General features: G+C 68.9%; 24 protein-coding genes and 1 pseudogene. 12 read left to right on the top strand and 13 right to left on the bottom strand.

What is annotated here, in order from left to right; genetic code table 11:
* Positions 1-87: 87 nt before the first annotated feature.
* Positions 88-684 (bottom strand): TetR/AcrR family transcriptional regulator, encoded by a 597-nt coding sequence (locus BDK92_RS28720; protein ID WP_246017302.1) that lies wholly within the window; start codon positions 682-684, stop codon positions 88-90.
* A 103-nt stretch (positions 685-787) separates the two neighbouring features.
* Here BDK92_RS28720 and BDK92_RS28715 point away from each other — a divergent pair, with 103 nt between their 5' ends.
* Positions 788-1,834 (top strand): aldo/keto reductase, encoded by a 1,047-nt coding sequence (locus tag BDK92_RS28715; RefSeq protein WP_121159500.1) that lies wholly within the window; start codon positions 788-790, stop codon positions 1,832-1,834.
* A 51-nt stretch (positions 1,835-1,885) separates the two neighbouring features.
* On the opposite strand, the gene BDK92_RS39205 is transcribed toward BDK92_RS28715, so the two are convergent.
* Both BDK92_RS39205 and BDK92_RS28710 read right to left on the bottom strand, forming a co-directional pair.
* The gene (locus tag BDK92_RS39205) at positions 1,886-2,038 is read right to left on the bottom strand and encodes a hypothetical protein (protein ID WP_170208720.1); all 153 of its coding nucleotides are present in this window, start codon (positions 2,036-2,038) and stop codon (positions 1,886-1,888) included.
* 11 nt (positions 2,039-2,049) lie between these two features.
* On the bottom strand, positions 2,050-2,670 hold the full coding sequence (locus tag BDK92_RS28710) for a dihydrofolate reductase family protein (protein WP_121159499.1): 621 nt from the start codon (positions 2,668-2,670) through the stop codon (positions 2,050-2,052).
* Between the two features lie 1,014 nt (positions 2,671-3,684).
* On the opposite strand from BDK92_RS28710, the gene BDK92_RS28705 reads away from it, so the two are divergent.
* Entirely contained in the window at positions 3,685-4,179 is a 495-nt protein-coding gene (locus BDK92_RS28705) for a nitroreductase/quinone reductase family protein (RefSeq protein WP_121162671.1), read from the top strand.
* Between the two features lie 10 nt (positions 4,180-4,189).
* On the opposite strand, the gene BDK92_RS28700 is transcribed toward BDK92_RS28705, so the two are convergent.
* Entirely contained in the window at positions 4,190-4,927 is a 738-nt protein-coding gene (locus BDK92_RS28700; RefSeq protein ID WP_121159498.1) for a VOC family protein, read from the bottom strand.
* A 143-nt stretch (positions 4,928-5,070) separates the two neighbouring features.
* Positions 5,071-5,685 carry a hypothetical protein gene (locus tag BDK92_RS28695; protein ID WP_147457142.1) on the bottom strand — a complete coding sequence of 205 codons (615 nt, stop codon included), beginning with the start codon at positions 5,683-5,685 and terminating at the stop codon, positions 5,071-5,073.
* Positions 5,686-5,782: 97 nt separating this feature from the next.
* On the opposite strand from BDK92_RS28695, the gene BDK92_RS28690 reads away from it, so the two are divergent.
* From BDK92_RS28690 to BDK92_RS28680, 3 genes are all read left to right on the top strand, one after another.
* Positions 5,783-6,769 carry a GlxA family transcriptional regulator gene (locus BDK92_RS28690; RefSeq protein ID WP_246017301.1) on the top strand — a complete coding sequence of 329 codons (987 nt, stop codon included), beginning with the start codon at positions 5,783-5,785 and terminating at the stop codon, positions 6,767-6,769.
* Between the two features lie 196 nt (positions 6,770-6,965).
* Positions 6,966-7,280: an antibiotic biosynthesis monooxygenase family protein gene (locus tag BDK92_RS28685; RefSeq protein ID WP_121159496.1), complete on the top strand. Its 315-nt coding sequence runs from the start codon at positions 6,966-6,968 to the stop codon at positions 7,278-7,280.
* Between the two features lie 665 nt (positions 7,281-7,945).
* Complete coding sequence (locus tag BDK92_RS28680; protein WP_121159495.1) at positions 7,946-11,302, top strand: M4 family metallopeptidase; 3,357 nt, start codon at positions 7,946-7,948, stop codon at positions 11,300-11,302.
* A 177-nt stretch (positions 11,303-11,479) separates the two neighbouring features.
* Here BDK92_RS28680 and BDK92_RS28675 read toward each other — a convergent pair whose 3' ends face one another.
* Positions 11,480-11,671 (bottom strand): DUF397 domain-containing protein, encoded by a 192-nt coding sequence (locus BDK92_RS28675; RefSeq protein ID WP_425462267.1) that lies wholly within the window; start codon positions 11,669-11,671, stop codon positions 11,480-11,482.
* On the bottom strand, positions 11,662-12,435 hold the full coding sequence (locus BDK92_RS28670; protein ID WP_170208719.1) for a helix-turn-helix domain-containing protein: 774 nt from the start codon (positions 12,433-12,435) through the stop codon (positions 11,662-11,664). The genes BDK92_RS28675 and BDK92_RS28670 overlap by 10 nt, the downstream gene beginning before the upstream one ends.
* A gap of 221 nt (positions 12,436-12,656) precedes the next feature.
* Here BDK92_RS28670 and BDK92_RS28665 point away from each other — a divergent pair, with 221 nt between their 5' ends.
* From BDK92_RS28665 to BDK92_RS28655, 3 genes are read left to right on the top strand one after another with little or no spacing between them, the layout of a single operon-like run.
* Positions 12,657-12,854 (top strand): hypothetical protein, encoded by a 198-nt coding sequence (locus BDK92_RS28665; RefSeq protein WP_121159493.1) that lies wholly within the window; start codon positions 12,657-12,659, stop codon positions 12,852-12,854.
* Positions 12,851-13,138: a hypothetical protein gene (locus BDK92_RS28660; protein ID WP_121159492.1), complete on the top strand. Its 288-nt coding sequence runs from the start codon at positions 12,851-12,853 to the stop codon at positions 13,136-13,138. The genes BDK92_RS28665 and BDK92_RS28660 overlap by 4 nt, the downstream gene beginning before the upstream one ends.
* Positions 13,135-13,416: a hypothetical protein gene (locus tag BDK92_RS28655; protein WP_246017300.1), complete on the top strand. Its 282-nt coding sequence runs from the start codon at positions 13,135-13,137 to the stop codon at positions 13,414-13,416. Before BDK92_RS28660 ends, BDK92_RS28655 begins: the two co-directional genes overlap by 4 nt.
* A 3-nt stretch (positions 13,417-13,419) precedes the next feature.
* Here the strand turns inward: BDK92_RS28655 and BDK92_RS40470 are convergent, their stop codons facing one another.
* Positions 13,420-14,022, bottom strand: coding sequence for a class F sortase (locus tag BDK92_RS40470; RefSeq protein WP_425462321.1), 603 nt, complete (start codon positions 14,020-14,022; stop codon positions 13,420-13,422).
* Between the two features lie 368 nt (positions 14,023-14,390).
* Positions 14,391-14,912, bottom strand: coding sequence for a hypothetical protein (locus tag BDK92_RS28645; RefSeq protein ID WP_246017298.1), 522 nt, complete (start codon positions 14,910-14,912; stop codon positions 14,391-14,393).
* A gap of 162 nt (positions 14,913-15,074) precedes the next feature.
* Here BDK92_RS28645 and trmB point away from each other — a divergent pair, with 162 nt between their 5' ends.
* Entirely contained in the window at positions 15,075-15,758 is a 684-nt protein-coding gene (gene trmB / locus BDK92_RS28640) for a tRNA (guanosine(46)-N7)-methyltransferase TrmB (RefSeq protein WP_121162666.1), read from the top strand.
* 69 nt (positions 15,759-15,827) lie between these two features.
* On the top strand, positions 15,828-18,332 hold the full coding sequence (locus BDK92_RS28635; RefSeq protein ID WP_121159490.1) for a DEAD/DEAH box helicase: 2,505 nt from the start codon (positions 15,828-15,830) through the stop codon (positions 18,330-18,332).
* 67 nt (positions 18,333-18,399) lie between these two features.
* On the opposite strand, the gene BDK92_RS28630 is transcribed toward BDK92_RS28635, so the two are convergent.
* Complete coding sequence (locus BDK92_RS28630; RefSeq protein WP_121159489.1) at positions 18,400-19,143, bottom strand: SDR family NAD(P)-dependent oxidoreductase; 744 nt, start codon at positions 19,141-19,143, stop codon at positions 18,400-18,402.
* Here BDK92_RS28630 and BDK92_RS39770 point away from each other — a divergent pair.
* Positions 19,142-19,513, top strand: a pseudogene (locus BDK92_RS39770) (mycothiol transferase); the annotation flags it as partial. The gene BDK92_RS28630 and the pseudogene BDK92_RS39770 overlap by 2 nt on opposite strands.
* Before the next feature lie 48 nt (positions 19,514-19,561).
* Here BDK92_RS39770 and BDK92_RS28620 read toward each other — a convergent pair.
* The 3 genes from BDK92_RS28620 to BDK92_RS28610 form a co-directional block, all read right to left on the bottom strand.
* Entirely contained in the window at positions 19,562-20,743 is a 1,182-nt protein-coding gene (locus tag BDK92_RS28620; protein WP_170208718.1) for a low temperature requirement protein A, read from the bottom strand.
* Positions 20,715-21,077 carry a fructosamine kinase family protein gene (locus tag BDK92_RS28615; protein ID WP_246017297.1) on the bottom strand — a complete coding sequence of 121 codons (363 nt, stop codon included), beginning with the start codon at positions 21,075-21,077 and terminating at the stop codon, positions 20,715-20,717. The genes BDK92_RS28620 and BDK92_RS28615 overlap by 29 nt, the downstream gene beginning before the upstream one ends.
* A gap of 207 nt (positions 21,078-21,284) precedes the next feature.
* Positions 21,285-22,265, bottom strand: a complete 981-nt coding sequence (locus BDK92_RS28610) for an alpha/beta hydrolase (RefSeq protein WP_246017296.1) — start codon at positions 22,263-22,265, stop codon at positions 21,285-21,287.
* On the opposite strand from BDK92_RS28610, the gene BDK92_RS28605 reads away from it, so the two are divergent.
* Positions 22,250-22,702 carry a MarR family winged helix-turn-helix transcriptional regulator gene (locus BDK92_RS28605; protein WP_121159486.1) on the top strand — a complete coding sequence of 151 codons (453 nt, stop codon included), beginning with the start codon at positions 22,250-22,252 and terminating at the stop codon, positions 22,700-22,702. The genes BDK92_RS28610 and BDK92_RS28605 overlap by 16 nt on opposite strands.
* Positions 22,703-22,921: the final 219 nt, after the last annotated feature.

Raw genomic sequence — 22,921 nt, 5'->3', positions numbered from 1 at the left:
CGCGTCACGGGACGCTGACCACCGAGCGTGACGGCTCGGCGTCCGCCTGCGCGCACGGTCGGCGGCAGATCCGGATGGGCGGTGTCGTCAGTTGGGACCGCTGGCCGCGTGGACGCCGGCGCGGGCGGCTGCCGCTGCCGCTTCGGCGGCCCGGTCTGCCGTGGCCTCGTCGATGGGGTCTCCGCTGACGAGCAGACGGTAGTAGAGCGGTGCTGAGACGGCACGGATGACCTCGGCCGCGTCCGTGCCCAAGGGCAGATCCCCCCGCCGCACAGCCTGCTCCACGCAGGGGACCCACTCGGCGATCCGGACGGCGTAGAAGCGATGGAGAGCCTCAGCGGCGCGGGAGTCGCAGGTCGCGGCGACGATGACCGCCCGGAACAGTGCACCCTGACGCGAGTCGACCAGGGTGCGCTGCACCAGCCGGGCATTGGCGCGCAGGTCCCCGATCAGCGATCCAGTGTCGGCTCGCGGCAGCGACTGCTCCGCCATGTCCGTCAGCAGGTCGGCGACGAGGCCGGCGGCCGTACCCCAGCGGCGGTAGACCGTTGTCTTGCCCACCTCGGCGCGGCGCGCCACGTCCGCGAGGTCGAGACGGTCGAAGCCGTGCTCGACGAGTGCGTCACCGGCAGCTCGTAGTACGGCGGCGCGGACCCGGGCGGTCCGCCCTCCGGGTCGGATCACACCGACGGCCATAACGGGTCTCCAGTTCCCTTAACTGCGGGTGGCTGCTATCGTAGCCCACACATTAACGGAACTGTAGTCCCCTTAACGGAAGGCTGTCATCGTGGAGTACCGACGACTTGGGGCATCCGGACTCACCGTGCCCGCCCTCAGCTTCGGCGCCGGCACCTTCGGCGGCTCCGGACCGCTTTTCGGCGCCTGGGGCAACACGGACGCCCGCGAGGCAAGACGCCTCGTGGACATCTGTCTGGACGCCGGGATAAGCATGTTCGACACAGCGGACGTGTACTCCGACGGCGCGTCCGAGGAGGTGCTGGGACAAGCGATCAAAGGCCGACGCGACGCCGTCATGATCTCGACCAAGAGTGGCCTGCCCACCGGCGACGGACCCAACGACGCGGGAACCTCACGCGCGCGGCTCATTCGATCGGTCGAGGCGGCCCTGCGTCGACTCGGCACCGACCACATCGACCTGTTTCAGCTACATGCCTTCGACGCCGCAACACCCGTCGAAGAGGTCGTAGCGACACTCGACGACCTGGTACGGGACGGGAAGATCCGCTATCTCGGCGTCTCCAACTTCGCCGGCTGGCAACTCATGAAGTCCCTCGCCGCAGCCGACCGGGACCACCGCAGCCGGTACGTGGCACACCAGGTCTACTACTCCCTCGTCGGCCGGGACTACGAGTGGGAACTGCTGCCCCTGGGCCTCGACCAAGGCGTCGGAGCCGTGGTGTGGAGCCCACTCGGCTGGGGACGACTCACCGGCAAGATCAGCCGCGACACACCGCCACCCGCCACCAGCCGGCTGCACGCCACCGCCGCATACGGCCCGCCGGTCGACGACGAGCACCTGTTCCGCGTCGTAGACGTCCTCGAAGACCTGTCCCGGGAAACCGGGCGAGCAGTGCCACAAATCGCGGTCAACTGGCTACTACGACGACCCACGGTAGCCACCGTCATTATCGGCGCCCGCAACGAAGCACAACTGCGGCAGAACATCGACGCTGTCGGCTGGTCACTCACACCCGAACAGACAGCCCGGCTCGACACTGCCAGCACCCGCACCGCGCCGTACCCGTACTTCCCCTATCAGCGGCAGGAAGGCTTTGCCAGACTCAACCCCTCGCCGCTCGCGAACACCACCTGAGTCACCTGGTACCGCCAGTGTGCCGAACGTGATACGTGCCCGCGAACCGGTTCAGCCATCGGTGCGCCGCCCGGTGACGGCGAAGGAACAGACGACGCGCGCGGCGCCGCCGCCGTCGGCAAGGTCGATGGCCAAGCCCGGCGTCAGCAGTGTCAGTCCGAGCCCGAAGCGCGGTATTGCAACCCGCTGGTCGTCGCGCAACACCGCCCTCCGGCTCAGCCCAGCACGCGGTAGGTCACGTGCGTGACCAGGCTCGCTGCCCGCGACTTCACCTGCTCCAGTTTCAGCGGCGGGACGCCCTCGAACAGCCGCGTGCCGGCGCCGAGCGTGAGCGGCACAATGTGCAGCCGCAGCTCGTCGATCAGGCCGGCGGCGAGGTACTGGTTGATGGCGGTCGCGCCGCCCGCGATCACGACATCGCCGTCGCCGGCCGCAGCGTGTGCCTGTGCCAGTGCCGACTCAATTCCGTCGGTGACAAAGTAGTACGTGGTGCCACCGTCCATTGGCTGCGCGTCGCGCGCGTGGTGGGTGAGTACGAAGACCGGGGCGTGGAACGGCGGATTGTCGCCCCACCAGCCGTTCCACTGCCGATCCCACTCGCCACGCACTGGGCCGAACATGTTGCGCCCCATGATGAATGCCTTGGCGGCGGTCCACTGGTCGACCTCGGCCCGGTTCTCCTCCGGAGTGTCGAACATCCAGGCGTGCAGCTTGTCGCCCGAGCCGTCACCGCCGTCGTCGCCGAACGGGCGTTCCTCGGTCTGGTTGAGCCCGGCCGAGTACCCGTCGATCGAGATCGTGATGTCGCAGATCACCCTGCCCATACCTTTGGTCATTGCTCAGTCCTCCTCGTAGCGACCCTCGTCGCCTTCGCGTGAGCTTCCTGTCGAGCGCCAGAACCGTCGGTGAGCCGTCACCTGTCCTTTGGCAGCGGCCACCGGTGTCACGCTCGTTCCCCTCCCACGATCTTGACGGCCCGGTCAGCCAGCAGGCCGCCCTTCCGGCGTCAATCGGACCCCACGATCGATCCGGCTGTGCATCGGCCTTGCTGGTACCGACAGGTCAAGCACTGATACCGACAATTCGACCTCTCGCTGTCCCGATCCAACCCGGTTTCAACGTCGGGCAGACCGGCCAAGATCTTCCGTGCGAAGTCAATCATCGAGCTGTTTCATTTGTACTTCATGCTCAGCCGGGCGGCGTGTCGTCAGTTGTCGGCGGCCCGACTTGCTGCTCCTGGCGATCGGAGGTCGGCCGGCACCTGCGCGGGTCCGCCCGCGTGTCATCCTGGCTCGCGCCAACCAGCGCCAGCGGTCCGCCAACCTTGGACCGGCACCGGTGGAGACATCCGCTCGTCGACAGTTCCGCATACCGAGCAACGGTGAAGCCGCGGGTACCAACGGACGGGCGAGTCCTCAGCCTCGATCCACATAGGCGAATCCGGCAACGGTACGCGGTCAAAGCGCGCCATCACCGAGGACACCTGGTCCGGTGGCAGCTCGCACGCGTTCACTGCCGCGCCCTCCTGGTCGATCGCGGCGGTAAGCGCAAAGTCGACGCAGGCAAAGGAAAGTCGATGAAGGTACGGTCGCCATCCTGACCCGGTGTCGATGACCACCGGAGGGTCTGGCTGGTCGGCGGCGACAAGTGGAATGCCCCACGCCGTCTCGGCGAGCAGCGGCTCAGTTCTTCGACAAGGGAACGCTCTGCTCGACTGGCTGCGCCGACGCAACGCCGACGAGGAGGAGATGCAGCGCGCATCGGCGGGCCGTTCGGCTCTACCGGCCGCCTACCGAAGGGACTAGCGTCCTGTCTATGTCCGCAGCCAGTTGAGCGTGCAGGAGGTCGCCATGTCGGTCGAGCGCCAGGCGAAACCACCGCACCTTCCGCCGAGATGGTTCATTCGCTTGGCCTGGTCGGTGCATCGGGGCGTGTACCGGGTCTTTGCTGGCCGAGTCGGACTGTGGCGGCCACGCGCCAATGCCTGGGGGACGCTGCGGCTGACCACCACCGGGCGCCGCACCGGCCGGCAGCACAGCGTCATCATCGCGTACTTGGAGGACGGTCCGAATCTGGTATCGCTGGCGATGAACGGGTGGGGCGAGGGTGAGCCCGCCTGGTGGCTCAACCTGCTGGCGCACCCGGATTCCACCGTTGATCTGGTCGACGGGCGGCGGTTGGTGCGCGGTCGCGCCGCAACAGCCGACGAACGGATGCGGCTGTGGGCCCGCTGGCGCGAAATCGACACCAAACTGGACGCCTACGCGGCGCGGCGGCCGTCCGAGACCGCGGTGGTCGTCCTGGAGCCCAGACTCGGCACGCCGGACACCTCGCGCGGTAACTGAGCGGCGAGGGTCAGCCCGGGGTGAGGAGGCAAAACTCGTTGCCCTCCGGGTCGGCGAGGACGGTCCACGGGACGTCGTCTTGGCCCAGGTCGATGACGGTGGCGCCGAGAGCCCGCAGTCTGGCCGCCTCGGCCGCCAGGTCGTCACCCGGGTACGGGCGGACGTCGAGATGGACGCGGTTCCACCCGGTCTTCACGTCGGGTGTACGGATGAACTCCAGATATGGGCCAACGCCCTTGGCGGAACGCAGTACCGCCTGGTGATCGGTCACCTCGTGCAGGGCCCAGTCCATCGCCTTGCCCCAGAAGCGGGCCATGGCTCGCGGATCCGCGCAGTCGACCACTACCGCGGCGATCGGTCCGGTGTCTCGGTAGAGCGGTCGGGGGTCCAGCACGCAGAACTCGTTGCCCTCCGGGTCGACCATGACCGCCCATCGGACGTCGCCCTGGCCTACGTCGGCAGGTGTTGCGCCGAGATCTCTCAGGCGCGCCACCACCTCCGCCTGATGGACCGCCGAGGTGGTGGCGAGGTCGACGTGCACGCGGTTCTTCGCCGTCTTGGGTTCCGGGGAGACAACGAGGTCGAGGCAGACGGCGACGGGGTCGGGGTAGACGAAGCCCTCGGGTTCGAGGTTGGTCACGCCCGGTCCCTCGCTGGAGACACCCCAGCCGAGCGCCGCCGCCCAGAAACCGCCCAGCGCGGAGTCGTCCCGAGCCTTCATGTTGATCTGAACGAGCCGCGTCGCCATGCCGACGATGCTAGCGGCAGTCCGGCTCAGCAAAATCAGTCGTACCGATCTCGACATGGGGGTGCACCCGACCGAGGTGCGCGGTTTGGCTGCTCAGCGGCTGACATCGCCGTGGGAGACGTACCTGCGACGGCCGCGGCGGCTCAGCCGACGAGGATCAGGATCCCTAGGCCGAGAACGAGGTCAAGCACGCCGCACCACTCGGCGAAGGACCGTTTGACGATCTTGTTGGCATGCCAGTGGATAGCATCCCAAACGGCGTGGCCCAGCAGACCGGCGGCGACGAGATAACGTCCGATGTCGGCAGGTACGGACAGGGCAGCCAGGCCGAGCGCGATGATCCCCATTGCGGCCGGTGACTGTAGCGCGTACAGACCGGGCCTGCGCAGTCGGCCTTTGATCAGGCCCACCGCCACGACCGCGACCGCGACGACCACCAGTACGGGCATTGGATCGACGTCGAGCAGGCGCAGGCACACAACGGCGGCCACCAACGCATACAGCACCGGCCACGTGGCACGTGGTCGGTCGAGGACCGTGACAATCAGATATACAGCAGCGAGAAGGACAAGCAGTAACGTGTACTCGAGGCCGTCGCCCAGGTCGGCGAGGTTGATGGCGGCGAAGGCAAGCGCCAGCCAGGTCGGCCACCGGTGAGCCAGCGCCGACGCCACGCGCAGCCATCCGGCTGGTCGGGTCGCATCCGTGTCACCATCCGGGTCGGTGACCGTGTCGAGCGTGGAGGATCTCTCTGTCATGACCACACCGTTGCCGCGTCCCGCGCGTCGCACCATTGTTGCGCCGGGGCAGGTCCGGAACTGTGGGATGCCGGTCCGTCGGGCCTAGGCTCCCACTGTGGACGCACGACCTGTCGCGATCGTCGGCTACGACGACGCCGAACTACTCGACATTGCCTGTGTGACAACGACTCTCGGCATGGCGAACGGGATCGGCGATCTGCGAACGCCGTACCGGGTCACGGTGGTCAGCCCGGGACGGCTTCCGGTCACGTGCGGTCCCGGACTGGTGTTGCAGAGCGGGCAGGCGCTTGAACGGCTCACCGGGCCAGTCGACACGTTGATCGTCTCAGGCGGCCTCGGTCACGCTCGGGCTGCCACGAACCCGCTGGTCATCGCCCACGTCCAGCGGTTGGCCCGGGTCAGCCGACGGGTAGCGTCGGTATGCACTGGTGCCAGCGTCCTGGCCGCTGCCGGACTGCTCGACAACAGGCGAGCGACCACCCACTGGCGGTTCGCCGACGCGCTCGCCGCGCAGTATCCCCACATCGAAGTCGACCCCGACCCGATCTACATCCGGGACGGGAACATTTCCACCGCAGCCGGCGTCACCAGCGCGCTGGATCTGGCGCTGGCGTTCGTCCAGGAGGATCACGGCGTCGAACTCGCCCGTCTGGTCGCCCGCAACCTGGTTACGTACCTCCAGCGCCCCGGCAACCAGGCTCAGATGAGCATGTTCACGGCCGCGCCGCCACCTGATCACGACGTCGTACGGCGCACGGTCGACCACATCAACGCGAACCTGGACGGCGACGTCAGCATGGCGGCGCTGGCCCGCGTCGCCGGGGTCAGCCCGCGACACCTGACCCGACAGTTCCTGACCCACGTCGGCCAGACGCCCGGTCGTTTCGTCCGACACGCCCGCACAGCGGCAGCCGCGCACCTCGTCGTCACCACCTCACTGCCGCTGCCGAGCGTGGCGGCCCGCTGCGGGTTCGGCTCGGCCGAGACGCTCCGCTTGGCATTCCTGAGGCGGTACGGGATTCCGCCGTCGAGGTACCGCGACGTCCACGGCGGCACCGAACGCACAACACCACGCGCCTGATCCAACGCCTCGTGGCCGACGGTGAGACCGTCGTCGACGTACCCGCGAAACTCTCCGCCCGGCCGCGGTATTCGCCACCGGCCAGGGCCGCAACCACCCGCGTGGCGCAAGCCGGCTCGGATCAGCACTCGTCATGGTGTGCGGACACGCCGTGAGGCGTACGGACGGTCCGGGCGGCCCGGCCTAGGCTGGTGCCATGGCAGTCGTGAAGATCAACGCTATCGAGGTCCCTCCGGGCGCTGGCGAGGAACTGGAGCGGCGCTTCGCCGCCCGTAAGGGCGCGGTGGACAACCAGCCCGGGTTCCTCGGCTTCGAGTTGCTCCGCCCGGTCGGCGGGGAGACCCGCTACTTCGTCTACACGAAGTGGGAGAGCGAAGAGGCGTACCAGGCGTGGGCGAGTGGTCCGGCTCGCGAGGCGCACGGCCAGGGCGGCACCCCCTCCGGGGAACGACCCAAGCCGGTCTCCACCGGCGCGAACCTCCTGGAGTTCGAGGTCGTACCCCTCACCTGACCCCCCCTTCCCCCCTCCCCCCTCCCCTCCCCGCCCCGCACGCACCGCACCGCCTCGTCGATCTAGGGCAATTCGTCGCTAGGTGATCTCCGTGTACCCGGATTTGCCCTAGATCGACGGGGCGAGGGGAGGGGGGCGAGGCGATGGGGCGGGGGGCGGGATCGGGGTGGGGTGGGGTGGGGTGGGGTGGGGTGGGGTGGGGTGGGGTGAAGCGGCTTGGCGAGGATCGCCGGTGGGGCATCGACTTTGATCGACTGCCGCCCCGCTCAAATTCCGTCCCTCATCGATATCAGGGCTGCTTGTACCTGCCGTGACCAGCAGAGTCACAAAGGGGAAGTGTTCACTCTGCGGTTTCACGACAACGCGACGACGCGCATTCATTAAGCGCCATTGGACAGGACGCTGGGGAAGTCATAGTATCCGCACGCATTTTCCCTAGATCATCGGAAACCCAAGCACCCGATGACGCTACCTGTCAGTAACCACATCCGGCGCCACAGAACAACGGCGTACGACTGGAGCGGTTGATTCGATCCGGTATTCGCGTGCGGTTTTTGACGGGTGATTCCCCTTGCCCTGGAGGTGTCGTGAATTCAATTCGCGCTGTGTTCGGCCGACGATTCGGACGAATACTTGGAGTCATTGGTGGTGCCGGCCTGCTCAGCTTGGCAATCGCGCTGGCGGTCACCTGGCTCGCGCTCAAGGCGGTCGGCGGCAGCGGCGGCTTCGACGCTTTCGCCGCCCAACTCCTCGGTCGTGACGTGGCTGGCGTCCTGGCCGCGCTGGCCGCCGCCAGCGGTGTGCCGATCGAGTGGCATTCGGTGGTGCTGAACATCTCCGGGCGCATGACGGCGGCCGACGTCATCGGAAGCGGCTCCGCCCTGGTGCTCCTGGTGACCGGGCCGCTCGTCGGTGGCGCGGTGCTGGGCTCGCTGGCGCGTTCCGCCTCAGGCCGGTACGCGCTCCCGCGTTGGTCGCTGCTGGCCGGCGCGTCGGCTGGCTACGGCGCGCTGACCGGCGCCGCCGTTCTCGTCAGCGTGCAACCCACCACGGGTTCCCTGGTGGATCTCTCGGTGTCGGCCGTGCTCGCCGGCATCGCGTCGGCTGCCTGTGCCCTGCTCGTCGGCGGCGCGCTGGTGGCGTTCCGTACCCCGGCAGCCGCCCGGATCGACCAGCCGGCCACCGGCCGTCGCCGTCGGATCGGCATGGTGGCGGTCGCCTCGCTGGCCGTTATGCCGCTGCTGCTGTCGAACGCGGCGGCAGCCGCCCCGGCCACACCCGTGCCTGGCGCGTCGGCGCGGCCGTTCCGTCCGGAGGGTGTCGAGCAGGCTCTGTCCGCGCTGCGGGTCGAGGCCGGTGACCGGTTCGCCGTCGCACAGAATGCCGCCACCGGCACTCCGTCGGTGTTGGCCCTGCGCAGCCCGCTGCGCAAGGATCTGCCGAGCTGGCTGCGCGCCAACGCCAAGGTGTTCGGCGTGGCCGACCCGACCACGATGCTGCGTCAGAGCCACGACGAACGCGACGACCTCGGGATGCGGCACGTCTCGTTCGAGCAGCAGCACGGTGGCGTCGCGGTGTACGGCGCCCGCGTCCAGGTGCAGATCGACAAGGACGGCAGCACCGTGTCGTCGGTGGCCAACGGTCTCCGGCCGGACATCGTGTTCCCCGATACGACGGTGCCGAGTGTGAACCGCGAGGCTGCGGTCCGCAGCGCCCGGAACGCGCTTCCCGACGGGGAGCTGGTCAGTGAGCCGAAGCTGGTCGTCTACGCGGGGCGTCCGCAGGAAGGGCTGCGCAGCCTGGCCTTCCTGACCTGGCAGGTGGAGCTGCGGGGCAACGCCGGCGAGACGGTGAACAGGTACTTCGTGGACGCCTTGCGGGATCGCCACATCGTCGCGGCCCAGTCGATGATCAAGAACGGCCTGCACCGGGAGATCCGCGACTCGGCCGGGATCACCACCCAGCAGGGCCGGATCGTACGGGTGGAGGGTCAGGCAGCGAGCGGGATCGCCGACGCGGACGCCGCCTACGACGCGCTGGGCGCCACCTACGAATACTTCGCCAAGAACTTCAACCGCGACGGCCTCGACGGTGTCGGTTCGCCGCTCAAGGCGAACGTCCGTTACAGCGTGAACTACCGGAACGCCTTCTGGGACGGCAGTTCCATGACCTTCGGCGCGGGCATGGTCACCACGGACGTCACCGCGCACGAACTCACCCACGGCATCACGGAAACCAGCTCGGGACTGGAATACGAATTCCAGAGCGGGGCGCTCAACGAGAGCTACTCGGACATCTTCGGTGAGATGGTCGAGAAGTCGGTCAAGGGCGCCAACGACTGGATCATGGGCGGTGACAGTATCGTCGGCGCCATCCGCAGCATGGCGGACCCGGCCTCGCACAACCAGCCGGCGAACATGAGCAAGTACGTTCTGACCTGCTCCGATCACGGCGGCGTGCACACGAACAGCGGCATCCCCAACTACGCCTTCTACAACCTGGCCAACGCCGTCGGCACCGACCAGGCTGCCAAGATCGCGTACCGCACGCTCACGTACCGCACGCCCTCGTTCGCGAACTTCGCCTCCGCCCGCGTCGGCTGGATCCAATCCGCCGCCGAATTGTTCGGGGCAACGTCCTCGCAGGTAGCGGCCACCACCCAGGCCTGGGACACGGTCGGCGTACTGGACGGCATGAAGGAAACCTTTCCGGCGGGCTGCTCCGGCGGCGGCACCACCATCAGCTGCGTGGCGGCGGCGGCGATCACCGAGCACGCGACCGGTCTGAACCCGAACGGCGCGGCTGAGGACGAGGTGCTCGCAGCACTGCTGCACGTCCGGGACGTGATGGAGTCCGGGTCGTCGCCGGCCCTGAGCCGTTACGAAAGGCTCTACTACGTCTTCAGCCCGGACCTCGATGCGGTACTGACGCTGGAAGGTGACCTGCTGGTTCAGTTCGTCCAGACCGTACAGACGATGGCACCGGTATTGGACGCCATCAAGACCGGCACGGCTGACCGGGTCATCCTCACCCAGAAGATGATCGACGATGTGAACAAGCTGTTCGACCAGCTCATCATCAGCGCCAACCAGTCCGGCAAGACCATGCTGGCGCAGGTGATCGCCGAGGAGCGGAGCCGGGTCGACATGCAGCACCTGGTCGGTCTGACCGTCACCCAGACGGTCAACTATCTCGACGGGCGCACCTCCGACAACGCGGCCAGCACCATGGTCAACGACACTCTTCTCACCTACGACAACAATTGGGCTGTCACCAACAATCGGGGAGTCGGTGACTACAACGACGACACTCACCACACGTTCGCCGTCGGTGCGGTCGCGCAGTACACGTTCGTGGGCACCGGTGTGGAGTACATCTCCGAGCGCAACGGCGACATGGGCAACGTCGACGTCTACCTCGATGACGTGTTCCAGGCCAACGTCAACCTGAACGCCACCGGCGCGCGCCAGGTGCAACAGGTGGTGTTCAGCCGGTACGGGATGGCCAGCGGCACACACACGATCCGGATCGTCAACAAGAGTTCCACCGCGCTCGGGATGGTCGACGCCCTACGGATCCTGACCGGCAGTGCCACTCCGACGCCCACCCCGTCGCCGTCGCCGTCGGAAAGCACGGTCGCGCTACAGGCCGTGGTCAACGGCAAGTATGTGAGCGCGTCGGACGCGGGTGCGGGGAACCTGGTCACGGTCGTCGGGGCGGTCGGCGAGTGGGAGCGTTTCGGCCTGGTGGACCTCGGCAACGGCAACGTGGCACTGCGGGCGCGGGTGAACAACCAGTACGTGTCCGCGGAACAGGCCGGCGCCGGACCCCTGATCGCCAATCGGGCGGCCGTCGGGAGCTGGGAGACGTTCACGCTGGTGAAGAACTCGGATGGCACGGTGAGTCTGCGGGCGACCGTGAACGGCCGGTACGTGGGCTCCTCCAACGCCGGCGCCGGTCCGCTCATCGCTGACCAGACGGCCATCGGCAGCTCGGCACGGTTCACCCTGCTGCCAGCCTGAGTGAGGGAGACGCCGGGTCACCGAGCGGGCCCTCGACCGGTCGCGGAAGGACATCCGCCTGGTCGAGGGGCCCGCGACCCGGCACCGGCCGCCGTTGGGTGAGCCCGACGCCGCCCGGCTCCGGACACAGCAACACCCCCGCACCTGTGCAGGTGCGGGGGTGTTGCCGAAGGTTGGTCAGCCCTGCTTGGCGAAGCCGACGAAGGCGCGCCACGCCTCGGGGGCGAAGGTCAGCGTGCCGCCGTCGCGGTTCTTCGTGTCGCGGACCAGCACGCGGTCGGCGAGGTTGTCGGCCACCTCGACGCAGTTGCCGCCCTGCCCGTTGCTGCGGGAGGACTTCCGCCAGCGCGGCAGATTGATCAGCTCCATGATTCCGCTGCCTCCATGAGCAGTTCGAGGGACGGGCGTCCGGGTAGAGCGTACTCGCGGACGGTCTCCCAGACCTCTTCCAGGGCATTGACCCGCTCCGGGTCCTCGACCACCCGGCCGTCCAGGGGGTCGTCCAGGAATCCGACCGTCCGGCCGTCGACGCTGGCGAGCGCCAGCGGTCCGTTGAGGCCGGAATACGCGCCCGCCGAGGCCGGCACCACGGCGACGCTGACGGTCGGCAGGGAGCACGCCTGCACGATCGCGTGCAGTTGGTCGGCCATGACCTTCGGCCCACCCACGGAGCGGCGCAGCACCGCCTCGTCGATCACGGCGAAGAGCCGGCACGCCTGCTCGCCCCGGTGCAGCACACGGGCCCGCTCGATCCGCGTCGCCACCGCGACGTCCAGGTCCGGCACGCGCGTTCCGGCGTCGCGGAGGATGGCCCGGGCGTACGCCTCGGTCTGGAGCAGGCCGGGGACCACCGCCAACTCGAAGCTTCGGACCATGGTGGCGTGCTCCTCGTAGTCCAGCCACGGCCTGATCCACTGCGAGCCGCCGGAGGAGGCCCGCGCCTCGGCGGACATTTCCTGGAACAACTCCCCGGAGTCGAACACGACGTCAAGTGCTCGCGCCGTGTCGGACTGCGGCACCACGCGATTTGTTTCGATCTTGGCAATGAGCGACGTCGACACGTTCAACCGTTCGGCGAGCTGATCCTGCGTCAGCCCGGACTTGGCGCGGGCAAACTTGAGGATTCTTGCCAAGCCTCCGTATTGAATCGACATTCGCGGTCCTTCCCGGGGGATCGTCGGGGGCGTCAGTGTTGTTGCTGGTTGCCAATATTCCGGTACTTGGGGTCATCGGTCCAGGGTGGAGGGGAAGCACTTCCGCTCGAATCCACCGGCAAGGACGGGCGGGAGTCGCGCGGGGCCGTCCCGCCTTCCCGAACGGGACGGCCCCGCATTCCAATCACCGAAGGAGTGCGATGTTCGTCGTCCAGTTCTGGTGGGACCTCATCCTGCGCCTGCTCACGCCGAGCCCGCCCCCGGCAACCCCGGCACCGCCGCCGCCGGCTCCCCCGGCCTGGGCGGACGAGCCGACCGCCGTGCACCGGCAGCACCTCATCACGTACGGCCAACGACTCGGTTATGACATCGCCCGGCGAAACGGATACCGGGGATGACCGGGCGGCCGTTCCCGCTGAACGTCGGCGACATCGTCCACGCCGAGGCGGACGACTATCACCGGGGCGGCAACGCGCCCGGCCACCAGGACGCCATGGATGATCTCCACCTGCGGATCACGCACCTGCCGATGGACGCGGGGGCGAATGACACCGAATGGATCACCGTGCGCGGCATCGAAAAGCCGATGGGCAAGCCCGAACTGCCCGAGGCCGAATACGTGATCCGGCGCCGCGTTCTGCTCGATCGGGAACCGGCCACGCCACGAGGGCCGGTCTGGTGATCGACCCGAAGCCGGTCGCCAGCCGGCAACTCCATCTCCCATTACGCCCGGTCTGGTGCTGCCGGATCTGCGCCCAACCCTGGCCCTGCGCCGACGCCCGACTCGACCTCACCGTCAGCTTCCGCCACCAACGCATCGCACTGATGCTCTACCTCGGCACACAGTTCGTCGACGCCATCTCCGACCTGCACGTCTACGACTCCGCCCTCGGACCACCACCCGACGTACGCGCCATCTTCGACCGGATCATGTGCTGGATGCCGCCGGACCGGCAGTAAGCGTCAGGGGTCGCGGGTGTCGACCAGCGAGGCGAAGGCGACCACGTTGTCCGCGTACCCGATGCTGCCGCCGACCCACTGCCCGCCGCAGGTGATCAGGCGGAGCGCCGGGCGCTCGTACGAGCCGTAGAGGCGTTCCTCCGGGAGCTTCGCCTTGTCGAAGTGCTCGACCGAGTTGACCTCGAAGATGGCCACCGAACGGTCCTCCCGGGTCACCTCGATCCGCGCACCGGGGCGGAGCTTGGACAGATCGTGGAAGACCGACGGACCGTCCCGGGTGTCCGCGTGCCCGACGATGATCGCCGGGCCGAACTGTCCCGGGGTCGGTCCCCGGTCGTACCAGCCGGTCTCGTTGTGCCTCTCCAGCGGTGGTACGGCGATCGAACCGTCGTCGGCGAGCCCGACCTGGTGCACCGGCGCCCGCACCCTGATCGAGTCGATCTCCACCCGGACCGGTCGGCTCGGCTCCATCACCGGGAAGTCATGCGGTGGGGGCCGGTCGGCGCGGCTGGCCAGGGTGCCCCAGAGACTGCTGCCGGAATGTCCGAGTCCCGCCCCGGTGGCGAAGACCCCGAGGATCACCAGCAGCACCGAGAGCGGCCCGATCCAACGGCGCCGGCCACGGGGAGCCCGACGGCCGGGGCGGGGTGGGGGTGCCGGCGGGTACCTCCTCGGCTCCGGCCAGAGCCAGCGCAGCGGTGACGTCCCACGGGCCCGGTCCGGGCGGGCCCGTACCCCGGTGCCGCCCGCCGCACGGTGCCCGCCGCCGGTCGGCGGCGTCGAGCGGGGCGCGCCCCGCTCCGGACCCGGCCATTCCGGCGAACCAGGCGGACCGGGCGGGAAAAGTGGTCTCGACGTCGGGCGCGGAGCCGGCCGGGACGGTGTCGGGGCGGGGCGTCGCGGGCCCGGAGTCGGCCGGGACGCCCCGTCGGAGCGGCCAGCGGAGGACGACGGGCGGGCCATCGGCGTGCCGCTCAGGACGCGGGCCGGCCACCGGCCGGCGTCGGACCGTTACGACGGCGCAACGCGATCAGCCCGAGTACGGCACCGGCCAGCGTCACCGCGATCCCACCACCGAGCAGCAGATCACCCGCGTCCGGGCCGGTCGCCCCGCCGAAACCGGTCGCCGGGCCGCGCTTGGGTCGACCCGCCGCCACCACGTTCAACTGGGTCGAGGCGTTGCGCCCGTCCGGACAGTTGAGCTTCACCCGGTACGTGCCCGAATCGGTGCCCTCCGGCACCAGTGCCGCCGCGGTCAGGAAACCGTCCTGCGGCTGGGCCGTGACGGTGCCGAAGGCAGCCGACTCGACCGTCGCCGGCTCGGTGTTCTGGCTGCAACTGGCCCGGATGCCGACCAGGTAGCCGGCCTCGACGGTGCTCGGGCTGAGCTGGACGTAGATGTCCCCGGCCCACGCCGCAGACGGGGTGACGAGGACACCGGAGACCGCGACAAGGACGGCGAGCAGGACCCCAGCGCGTCGATCCGGAGACCTCATGACCCCTCCCGGCACCCTCGGGCAGCACCGGGCGGGCGACACCTGGCCTGCCGTACGAAAGGAATTCTCTCATTCAGTGACGCCGAGCACACGCGTTCGATTCAGCCGATCGCGTAGGCTCACGTTCCTGTGACCTCCACCGACCAGTTCCGGACCGATGCCATGTCCGCACGTCACCCCACCGGGATCCGCACCTTCCATCCCCGCCGGGGCCGACTCAGCGGACGGCACCTCGACGCGCTGGACCGTCTCTGGCCCAGCTACGGGCTGGTCGTTCCGGACTCCCCCGAGACGCCTGTGGAACTCGCCACCCTGTTCGGTCGCCGGGCTCCGGTGGTGCTGGAGATCGGCTTCGGAATGGGCGACGCCACCGTGGCGATGGCCGCCGCCGACTCTGGCCGAGACTATCTCGCGGTTGAGGTGCACACGCCGGGAATCGCCAACCTGCTCGCGGTCGCCGAACGCCGGGAACTGACAAACGTACGGGTCGCCCGGGGGGACGCGGTCGAACTGCTCCGGTGCCTGCCCGAGGAGAGCCTCGACGCGATCCACGTCTTCTTCCCGGACCCGTGGCCGAAGGCCCGGCACCACAAACGCCGGCTGATCCAGCCCAGCCACATCGAGCTGCTCCGCTCCCGGCTGACGCCGGGTGGGGTGCTGCACTGCGCCACCGACTGGTCCGAGTACGCCCAGCAGATGCTCGAGACACTCACCGGCGACCCGATGCTGATCAACGCGTACGCCGGGTACGCGCCCCGACCCGAGCACCGGCCGGTGACCAAGTTCGAACGGCGTGCTCTCGCCGCCGGCCGCCCGATCCACGACCTGATCTTCCGCCGCCGCTGACCGGCCGCCCCGGCGTGCCGGCAGAACGGATTGGCGTTGGCGGGATGATCCAGGCACGATTGACCGGCCATGACGCTCACCGACCAGCTGCCGGGCAGCGCCGACCCAGACCTGCTCTTCGACGCCTTCGCCAACTGGGCCAAGGATCAGGGGCTCACCCTCTACCCCCACCAGGAAGAGGCGCTGATCGAGATCGTCTCGGGCGCCAACGTCATCCTGAGCACCCCCACCGGCTCGGGTAAGAGCCTGGTGGCGACGGGCGCCCACTTCGCCGCCCTCGCCGGCGACCGGGTCAGCTTCTACACCGCCCCGATCAAGGCCCTGGTGTCGGAGAAGTTCTTCGCCCTCTGCGACATCTTCGGCGCGGAGAACGTGGGGATGCTGACCGGCGACGCGAGCGTCAACGAGGACGCCCCGATCATCTGCTGCACCGCGGAGATCCTGGCGAACATCGCGCTGCGCGACGGCGAGCAGGCCGACGTCGGCCTGGTGATCATGGACGAGTTCCACTTCTACGCCGAACCGGACCGGGGCTGGGCCTGGCAGGTGCCGCTGATCGAACTGCCCCAGGCGCAGTTCGTGCTGATGTCGGCCACGCTGGGCGATGTCAGCCGGTTCACCGACGACCTGACCCGGCGTACCGGGCGCGCCACCGCCGTGGTGAAGAACGCCGAACGGCCGGTGCCACTGCTCTTCTCGTACGTGACCACGCCATTGCACGAGACGCTCGAAGAGCTGCTCACCACCCACCAGGCGCCGGTCTACGTCGTGCACTTCACCCAGGCCGCCGCACTGGAACGCGCCCAGGCGCTGATGAGCATCAACGTCTCCACCCGGGCCGAGAAGGACGCCATCGCCGCCGCGATCGGCAACTTCCGCTTCACCGCCGGCTTCGGGCGTACCCTCTCCCGGCTGGTCCGGCACGGCATCGGCGTACACCACGCCGGCATGTTGCCGAAGTACCGCCGCCTGGTGGAGACGCTCGCCCAGGCCGGCCTGCTCAAGGTCATCTGCGGTACGGACACGCTCGGCGTCGGGATCAACGTACCGATCCGGACCGTGCTCTTCACCGCCCTGTCGAAGTACGACGGCGTACGGACCCGGCTGCTCAAGGCGCGCGAGTTCCACCAGATCGCCGGACGGGCCGGGCGGGCCGGCTTCGACACCATCGGCCGGGTGGTGGTGCAGGCTCCCGAACACGTGATCGAGAACGAGAAGGCCCTCGCCAAGGCCGGCGACGACCCGAAGAAGCGGCGCAAGGTGGTGCGCAAGAAGCCGCCGGAGGGCTCGATCGGCTGGGGTCAGCCGACGTACGAACGGTTGATCGAGGCCGAGCCGGAGACCCTGACCTCCAGCTTCACGGTCAGCCACTCGATGCTGCTCAACGTGATCAGCCGCCCCGGCGACGCGTTCGCCGCGATGCGGCACCTGCTCACCGACAACCACGAGGACCGGGCGGCCCAGCGCAAGCACATCCACCGGGCGATCGCGATCTACCGGGCGCTGCTCGCCGGTGGTGTCGTCGAGCAGCTCGACGAGCCGGACGCGTCCGGTCGACGGGTCCGACTCACCGTCGACCTCCAGTTCGACTTCGCGCTCAACCAGCCGCTGTCGCCGTTCGCACTGGCCGCGATCGAGCTGCTGGACACGGAGTCGCCGACGTACCCACTCGACGCGCTGTCGGTCATCGAGTCCACCCTGGACGACCCGCGCCAGATCCTCTCCGCCCAGCAGTTCAAGGCGCGCGGCGAGGCGGTCGCGCAGATGAAGGCCGACGGCATCGAGTACGAAGCCCGGATGGAGCTGCTCAACGAGGTCACCCACCCGAAGCCGCTGGTCGAGCTGCTCGACGCCGCGTACGAGATGTACCGGCAGGGCCACCCGTGGGTCGCCGATCACGAGCTCGCGCCGAAGTCGGTGGTCCGCGACATGTACGAGCGGGCGATGACCTTCGTCGAGTACGTCTCCTTCTACGGGCTGTCCCGCTCCGAGGGGCTGGTGCTGCGCTACCTCGCGGACGCGTTCAAGGCGGTCAAGCAGACCGTGCCCGAAGACGCCAAGACCGAGGAACTGGTGGACCTCATCGAGTGGTTGGGCGAACTGGTCCGCCAGGTCGACTCCAGCCTGATCGACGAGTGGGAGCGGTTGCGCAACCCGACCGAGGAGGGCTCCGAGGCGGTGATCGACCTGCGTCCACCGGCGGTCACCGGCAACCTGCGCGCGTTCCGGGTGCTGGTCCGCAACGCGATGTTCCGTCGGGTGGAGCTGGCCGCCCTGCGCCGCTATGACGAGTTGGGCGAACTGGACGCCGAGGGTGGTGGCTGGAACGCCGACGACTGGGCGGACGCGCTGGAGCCGTACTTCGAGTCGTACGACGACATCGGCACCGGTCCCGAGGCCCGGGGTCCGGCGCTGCTGATGATCGACCAGCAGCGGGACCGTTGGGTGGTCCGGCAGATCTTCGACGACCCGAACGGTGACCACGACTGGGGAATCAGCGCGGAGGTCGACCTGGCCGCCTCGGACGAGGCGGGCGCGGCGGTCATCCGAATCACCGACGTGGGCCCGCACTAGCCGCCGGCAGCCACCGGAAAGAGTGGCCGTACGGCGCTTCGCCTTGACGGGCGGGCATTGGCGCCGGTCAGGCGGCTTCGGGATCGGACCCGTTGGCCGCTCGGCCTCCATCAACAGGCAGGACGACACCGTTGATGAATCCCGCGGCGGGAGACAGCAGGAAAGCGACGGTCTCCGCGACCTCGTTCGGGGTGCCGACCCTGCCCAGCGGATGCAGGGCGGCCATCTGGACGTCGACCTCGGGATGCGCCGCCCGGTACTGCTCGAACCGGGCTGTGGTGATCGAGCCGAGCGCGACCGCGTTGGCGCGGATGCCGGCCGGCCCATGGTCGACGGCCACGGCGCGGGTCAAGCCCTCGACGGCCGCCTTCGCGGTGGCGTAGGGCAGGGCTCCACGGACAGGGCGCTGGGCCTGATGGGAGGAGACGTTGACGATGGCGCCGGCCCGCCGATGCAGCAGGAAGTGGTTGACCGCGGCGTGGCAGCCGGTGAGAGCCAGGGCCAGGTTCGCGGTGACGAGGTCCAGGATCTCGGCAGCCGGGGCATCACCGAGGCCAGCGTCACGGAAGATCGCGGCGTTGTTGACCCATCCGAGCAGCGGGCCACTCGCCTCGGCGGTCGCGGCGGCTCGTTGGGCCGTCTGCGGGTCGCGAGCGTCGCCGGTGACCAGCGTGACCCGTTCGTGCTGCCAGTCGAGCCGGTCGGCGACATCGAGGACGACGGCGTGGCCGTCGTCTGCCAGGCGTTGCGCGATGGCCCGACCGACGCCCTGAGCGCCCCCGGTTACGACAAACGACGGGCGGGCGGGCATGGCTTGGCCTCCTGTCGGCACCTCAGGTCCGGACGGTGTTCTGGCCGCAGCGATACGCAGCGCCCCCGGCACCGTAACGAAACCAGGTGCGAACCATGTCCGGACGGTGCCGCCACCGGTGCCGGCAACGGTGGACGGCGCCACCTTCAGGTTTTTCGCCAGGGTCTGTCCGGCGGATCTTGCAGGCCGTGCTGGCCCCGAGTACGAGGAACAGAGCGCCCGCTATCGCCGCCTGGTGGCCGACCGCGACCTGAACTCAACGGCCGAACGTCCTATCGGCGACGGCCGCCACGTGGACCTGCGGTGGGTGGTCCTCCACCTCATCGAAGAGATTTCCCGCCACAACGGTCACCTCGATGTCGTACGTGAACTCGTCGACGGACAGAGTCTGATCATCTTCGGGTGGTGGGTGGCCGGATCACCAGCGGGTGCGGATACGCCACCGGGTGCGGTACACCGGCTCTCCGTAGTGGGGGATGAAGGCGATCGCCAGCATCCCGACGGTCAAGGCGGCGGCGACCGCGAGTGGAGACAGCCCGCGCATCGCCGGCCCCGCCAGCGACAGGACCACCGCGCCGATCGGCAACCGCCACAGCATCGCCCGGAACACCACCAACGCGTACCCGGCGCGTCCGACGAGGAACACCACCGGCCCAGCGACCATGACGGCCAGCTCCGTGCGGCTGCTCTCGTCAGCGGGGCTTCTGGCGACTATGGCACCGGCGGCGGCGACCAGCACCACGCCGGCGACCATGACCAGGTGTGCGTACGCCGCTACCAGCGCGATCCGACCGGGGTTGGCGGCCCTGTCGATCCCGGTGGCGAGGTTGCCGGCGACGTAGACAATGTAGATTCGCCACAGCGCCACGGTTGTGAGAAAGAGCAGGACCACCCCCGCCGTCCGCTGCGACACGAACGGCGGGTCTCCGTACGGTCTCACCCCGACCAGGATGATCTCGCCCAGGGTGACGATGAACATCTGTCGGTAGCGTTCCGCCAGGTGCTCGCCCCCCACCCGGTGTTCCTCGGCGCTCGACCGACCGAGCCGGGGCAGGGGATAGCCGAAGAAGCCGACCGCGAAGTCCGTCGTGATCGCCACCGCCCAGAGCACCAACCGGGCCGCACTGGGCAGGAGCGCGCCGGTCAGCCACAGCACGCCGGTCAGGCAGAACCAGATGAGCACCCGCGTCGACCGCATCCGCAGCGCGTGGCCGCGCAAGGCGGTGATGAGTATGAGGCCACGAGTGAGGTGCAGGCCCACGTACGCCCCGGCGAAGGCGATCCCGTTGACCCCCTCGAACGCGCTGCTGATGGCCAGCGACATCAACAGCCCACCGAACAGCACGCCGAGGACGATCAACTGGACCATCGGCATTCCGGGGTCGTACCAGTCGGTGGTGTACGCGGTGACCGTCCAGACCCACCAGATCGCGGCGAGCAGGACCATGGTCTCCAGCGCGTGATTCCAGCCGAGGTCGCCGGTCAGCCGGTCGGACAGCCGGGTGAGCGCGACGATGAGGCCCAGGTCGAAGAGGAGCTCCAGGTAGGAGATCCGGCGGGGACCCTCCCGGCTACGCAGAACCCACCCCGATCGCGCCACCGGCCCCCCGTTTTGTAGGACAATCCCGTCGAAACTTCGTACCACGCCCGGACCGGTCCCGGTGGGTTGTTGCCGGCACCGGCCCGTCGCGGTGCCATCCGAAGCGAGGATGGATCGTGCTCAGGCGCATGCGGGCGAGCGCGTGCGCGAACCGCTCCCAGAAGATCTCGTTGTGCGGCCTCGGCCGCAGCACCGACAACACAAGCAGTTCCCGGTCCGCCAGGATCACCTCGGGTGTCGCCACGCCGCCGAGCTCTCGCAGGGCGGCCAGCCCTTCGGTCTCCGCGACGAAGACATCGTCGGCCGGTGCGTCAGCGAAGGCCTTGACGAACACCGACGGCAGCGTCCCTGCGGATGGCTATGCCGGCAAGGGCCGCGACCCCGCCCGTCGCCGGCTCCACTGTGACGACGTCCCGCATTCCAGCCCGAAGCAGGCACTCCAGCAGGAACGTCGTCGCGCGCATCACGACGGGCTCCTCTTGTCCGGGGTGCCGGTTCGCCAGATCCTAACTGGCAGTTGAGCGCCTCGACGGATTCGGTGTCAACCGATGGGCGTAACGGCCGGCAAGTGATCGAGGACGAAGCGGCCCGCCCGGTCGAGGGCTGCGTCGGCCTCGTCGAGGATCCCCTCGAAGGACTGGAAGACGTGTGGGACGTCGGCCGTGACGTCGAGGATCACGTCGACGCCGGCGGCTGCCGCGCGGGTGGCCATCCGGGTCGAGTCGTCCAGCAGCATCTCGTTGGAGCCGACCTGCAGCAGCAGGGGCGGCAGACCGGTCAGATCTGCATACAGTGCCGGGCTGAGCAATGGCTGGTGCGGGTCCTGGCCCGCCCGGTGGAGCTCGCCCGTCGCCTGCAGCGACGAGTGGGTGAGGATCGGATCGACGGCGGCCTTGGTCGTGATGCTTTCGCCGCTGCGGCTCGCGTCCAGACCCGGTGAGAAGGCGACCACTGCGGCCGGCATCGGCAGGCCCTCGTCCCGGGCCGCGAGTAAGGTGATGATGCTCAGCCCACCGCCGGCCGAGTCGCCTGCCAGGATGATCTGCTCCGCCGGGACGCCGCTCTCCAGCAGCTCGCGATAGGCGGCCACCCCGTCCTCGATCGCGGCCGGGAACGGGTACTCCGGGGCGAGCCGGTAGTCGAGCGAGACTGCCCGCGCGCCGGTGCGGCGGACCAGCGCCGCCGTTAGGTGCTGGGCGGTGAGGGGCGAGCCGAACACCCAGGATCCGCCGTGGAAGTAGAGGATCATCGCGCCGGTCGACGGGGCGAGTGGCGCAAACTCCACGGCCGGGCGGCCGCCGAGGAAGCCATCGGTCAGGTTTACGCCGGCCGGTGGCGGGCCATCGGCACCCATCATCGCGGCGAACCCGGTACGAAGCTCCTCCAGGGGACGGCTGCCATCGAAGGTCGCGGACCGGAGCCGAGCATCGACGGCCTCGCGCTGTTGTTTGGTCATATCGTCAAGTATATTCCACGGAATAACCTTCCAGGGAAGATGGAGAGTCAGTGACCGATCTCGCACAGGTATTCGCCGACCTCGTCCGGTATGAGACCCGGCTGTACAACGTGCTCGGCGATCGGCTGCGCGCCGAGCACGGCATCACCACGAGCCAGTACGAGTTCCTGCGGCTGATCGGCAGCCGGGACGACTACCGGGTGAACGACCTCGCACACGAGGTCGCGGTCGCCGTGGGCGCGATCAGCAAGGGCGTCGACCGCCTGGAGGCCGCGGGCTGGGTAAGCCGACGCCCGAACCCGGCCAACCGCCGCTCGTCCCTGCTCGCGCTGACCGAGGCGGGCCGCCGGCTCCTGGACGAGGCCACCCCGACCTTCGAGGCCGGGCTGCGCACCTGGCTGGCCGACCCGCTGACCGGGCCGGGCCTCGACCGACTGGCGGAGACGCTCGGGGTCCTACGCAAGACGGTCCAGGATGCTCGGGCCGGTACGCCCACAGGCTGACCAACATCGGCCGACGGAGCCCGGGACGCATACGAGAAACGGATTGAACCCAAGCCGGCAGCAGAAGACCGTCGGCCATCCGCAACCTGAATCCGGACTCCGCAAGATCACCCGCGAGGCAGGTCCGAACTCCGCGAAGGTCGGGCGGACACGACCACAGGTACGTCCGTTTTCTGCTGGGCACAGAGCCGCCGATCGATTAGAATAGGTGTACTAATC

It is taken from the genome of Micromonospora pisi (assembly GCF_003633685.1).
Classification (GTDB): Bacteria; Actinomycetota; Actinomycetes; order Mycobacteriales; family Micromonosporaceae; genus Micromonospora_G; species Micromonospora_G pisi.
Note: the sequence above shows the minus strand (reverse complement) of the source record. Positions and strands in the feature narration are given on the sequence as shown.

Bases quoted from the DNA above. Each gene is read 5' to 3' on its own strand.
- BDK92_RS28710 (WP_121159499.1), bottom strand. From the start codon at position 2,670: ATGACCAAAGGTATGGGCAGGGTGATCTGCGACATCACGATCTCGATC.
- BDK92_RS28705 (WP_121162671.1), top strand. From the start codon at position 3,685: ATGTCGGTCGAGCGCCAGGCGAAACCACCGCACCTTCCGCCGAGATGG.
- BDK92_RS28700 (WP_121159498.1), bottom strand. From the start codon at position 4,927: ATGGCGACGCGGCTCGTTCAGATCAACATGAAGGCTCGGGACGACTCC.
- BDK92_RS28695 (WP_147457142.1), bottom strand. From the start codon at position 5,685: ATGACAGAGAGATCCTCCACGCTCGACACGGTCACCGACCCGGATGGT.
- BDK92_RS28685 (WP_121159496.1), top strand. From the start codon at position 6,966: ATGGCAGTCGTGAAGATCAACGCTATCGAGGTCCCTCCGGGCGCTGGC.
- BDK92_RS28675 (WP_425462267.1), bottom strand. From the start codon at position 11,671: ATGGAGCTGATCAATCTGCCGCGCTGGCGGAAGTCCTCCCGCAGCAAC.
- BDK92_RS28665 (WP_121159493.1), top strand. From the start codon at position 12,657: ATGTTCGTCGTCCAGTTCTGGTGGGACCTCATCCTGCGCCTGCTCACG.
- BDK92_RS28660 (WP_121159492.1), top strand. From the start codon at position 12,851: ATGACCGGGCGGCCGTTCCCGCTGAACGTCGGCGACATCGTCCACGCC.
- BDK92_RS28645 (WP_246017298.1), bottom strand. From the start codon at position 14,912: ATGAGGTCTCCGGATCGACGCGCTGGGGTCCTGCTCGCCGTCCTTGTC.
- trmB (WP_121162666.1), top strand. From the start codon at position 15,075: ATGTCCGCACGTCACCCCACCGGGATCCGCACCTTCCATCCCCGCCGG.
- BDK92_RS28635 (WP_121159490.1), top strand. From the start codon at position 15,828: ATGACGCTCACCGACCAGCTGCCGGGCAGCGCCGACCCAGACCTGCTC.
- BDK92_RS28630 (WP_121159489.1), bottom strand. From the start codon at position 19,143: ATGCCCGCCCGCCCGTCGTTTGTCGTAACCGGGGGCGCTCAGGGCGTC.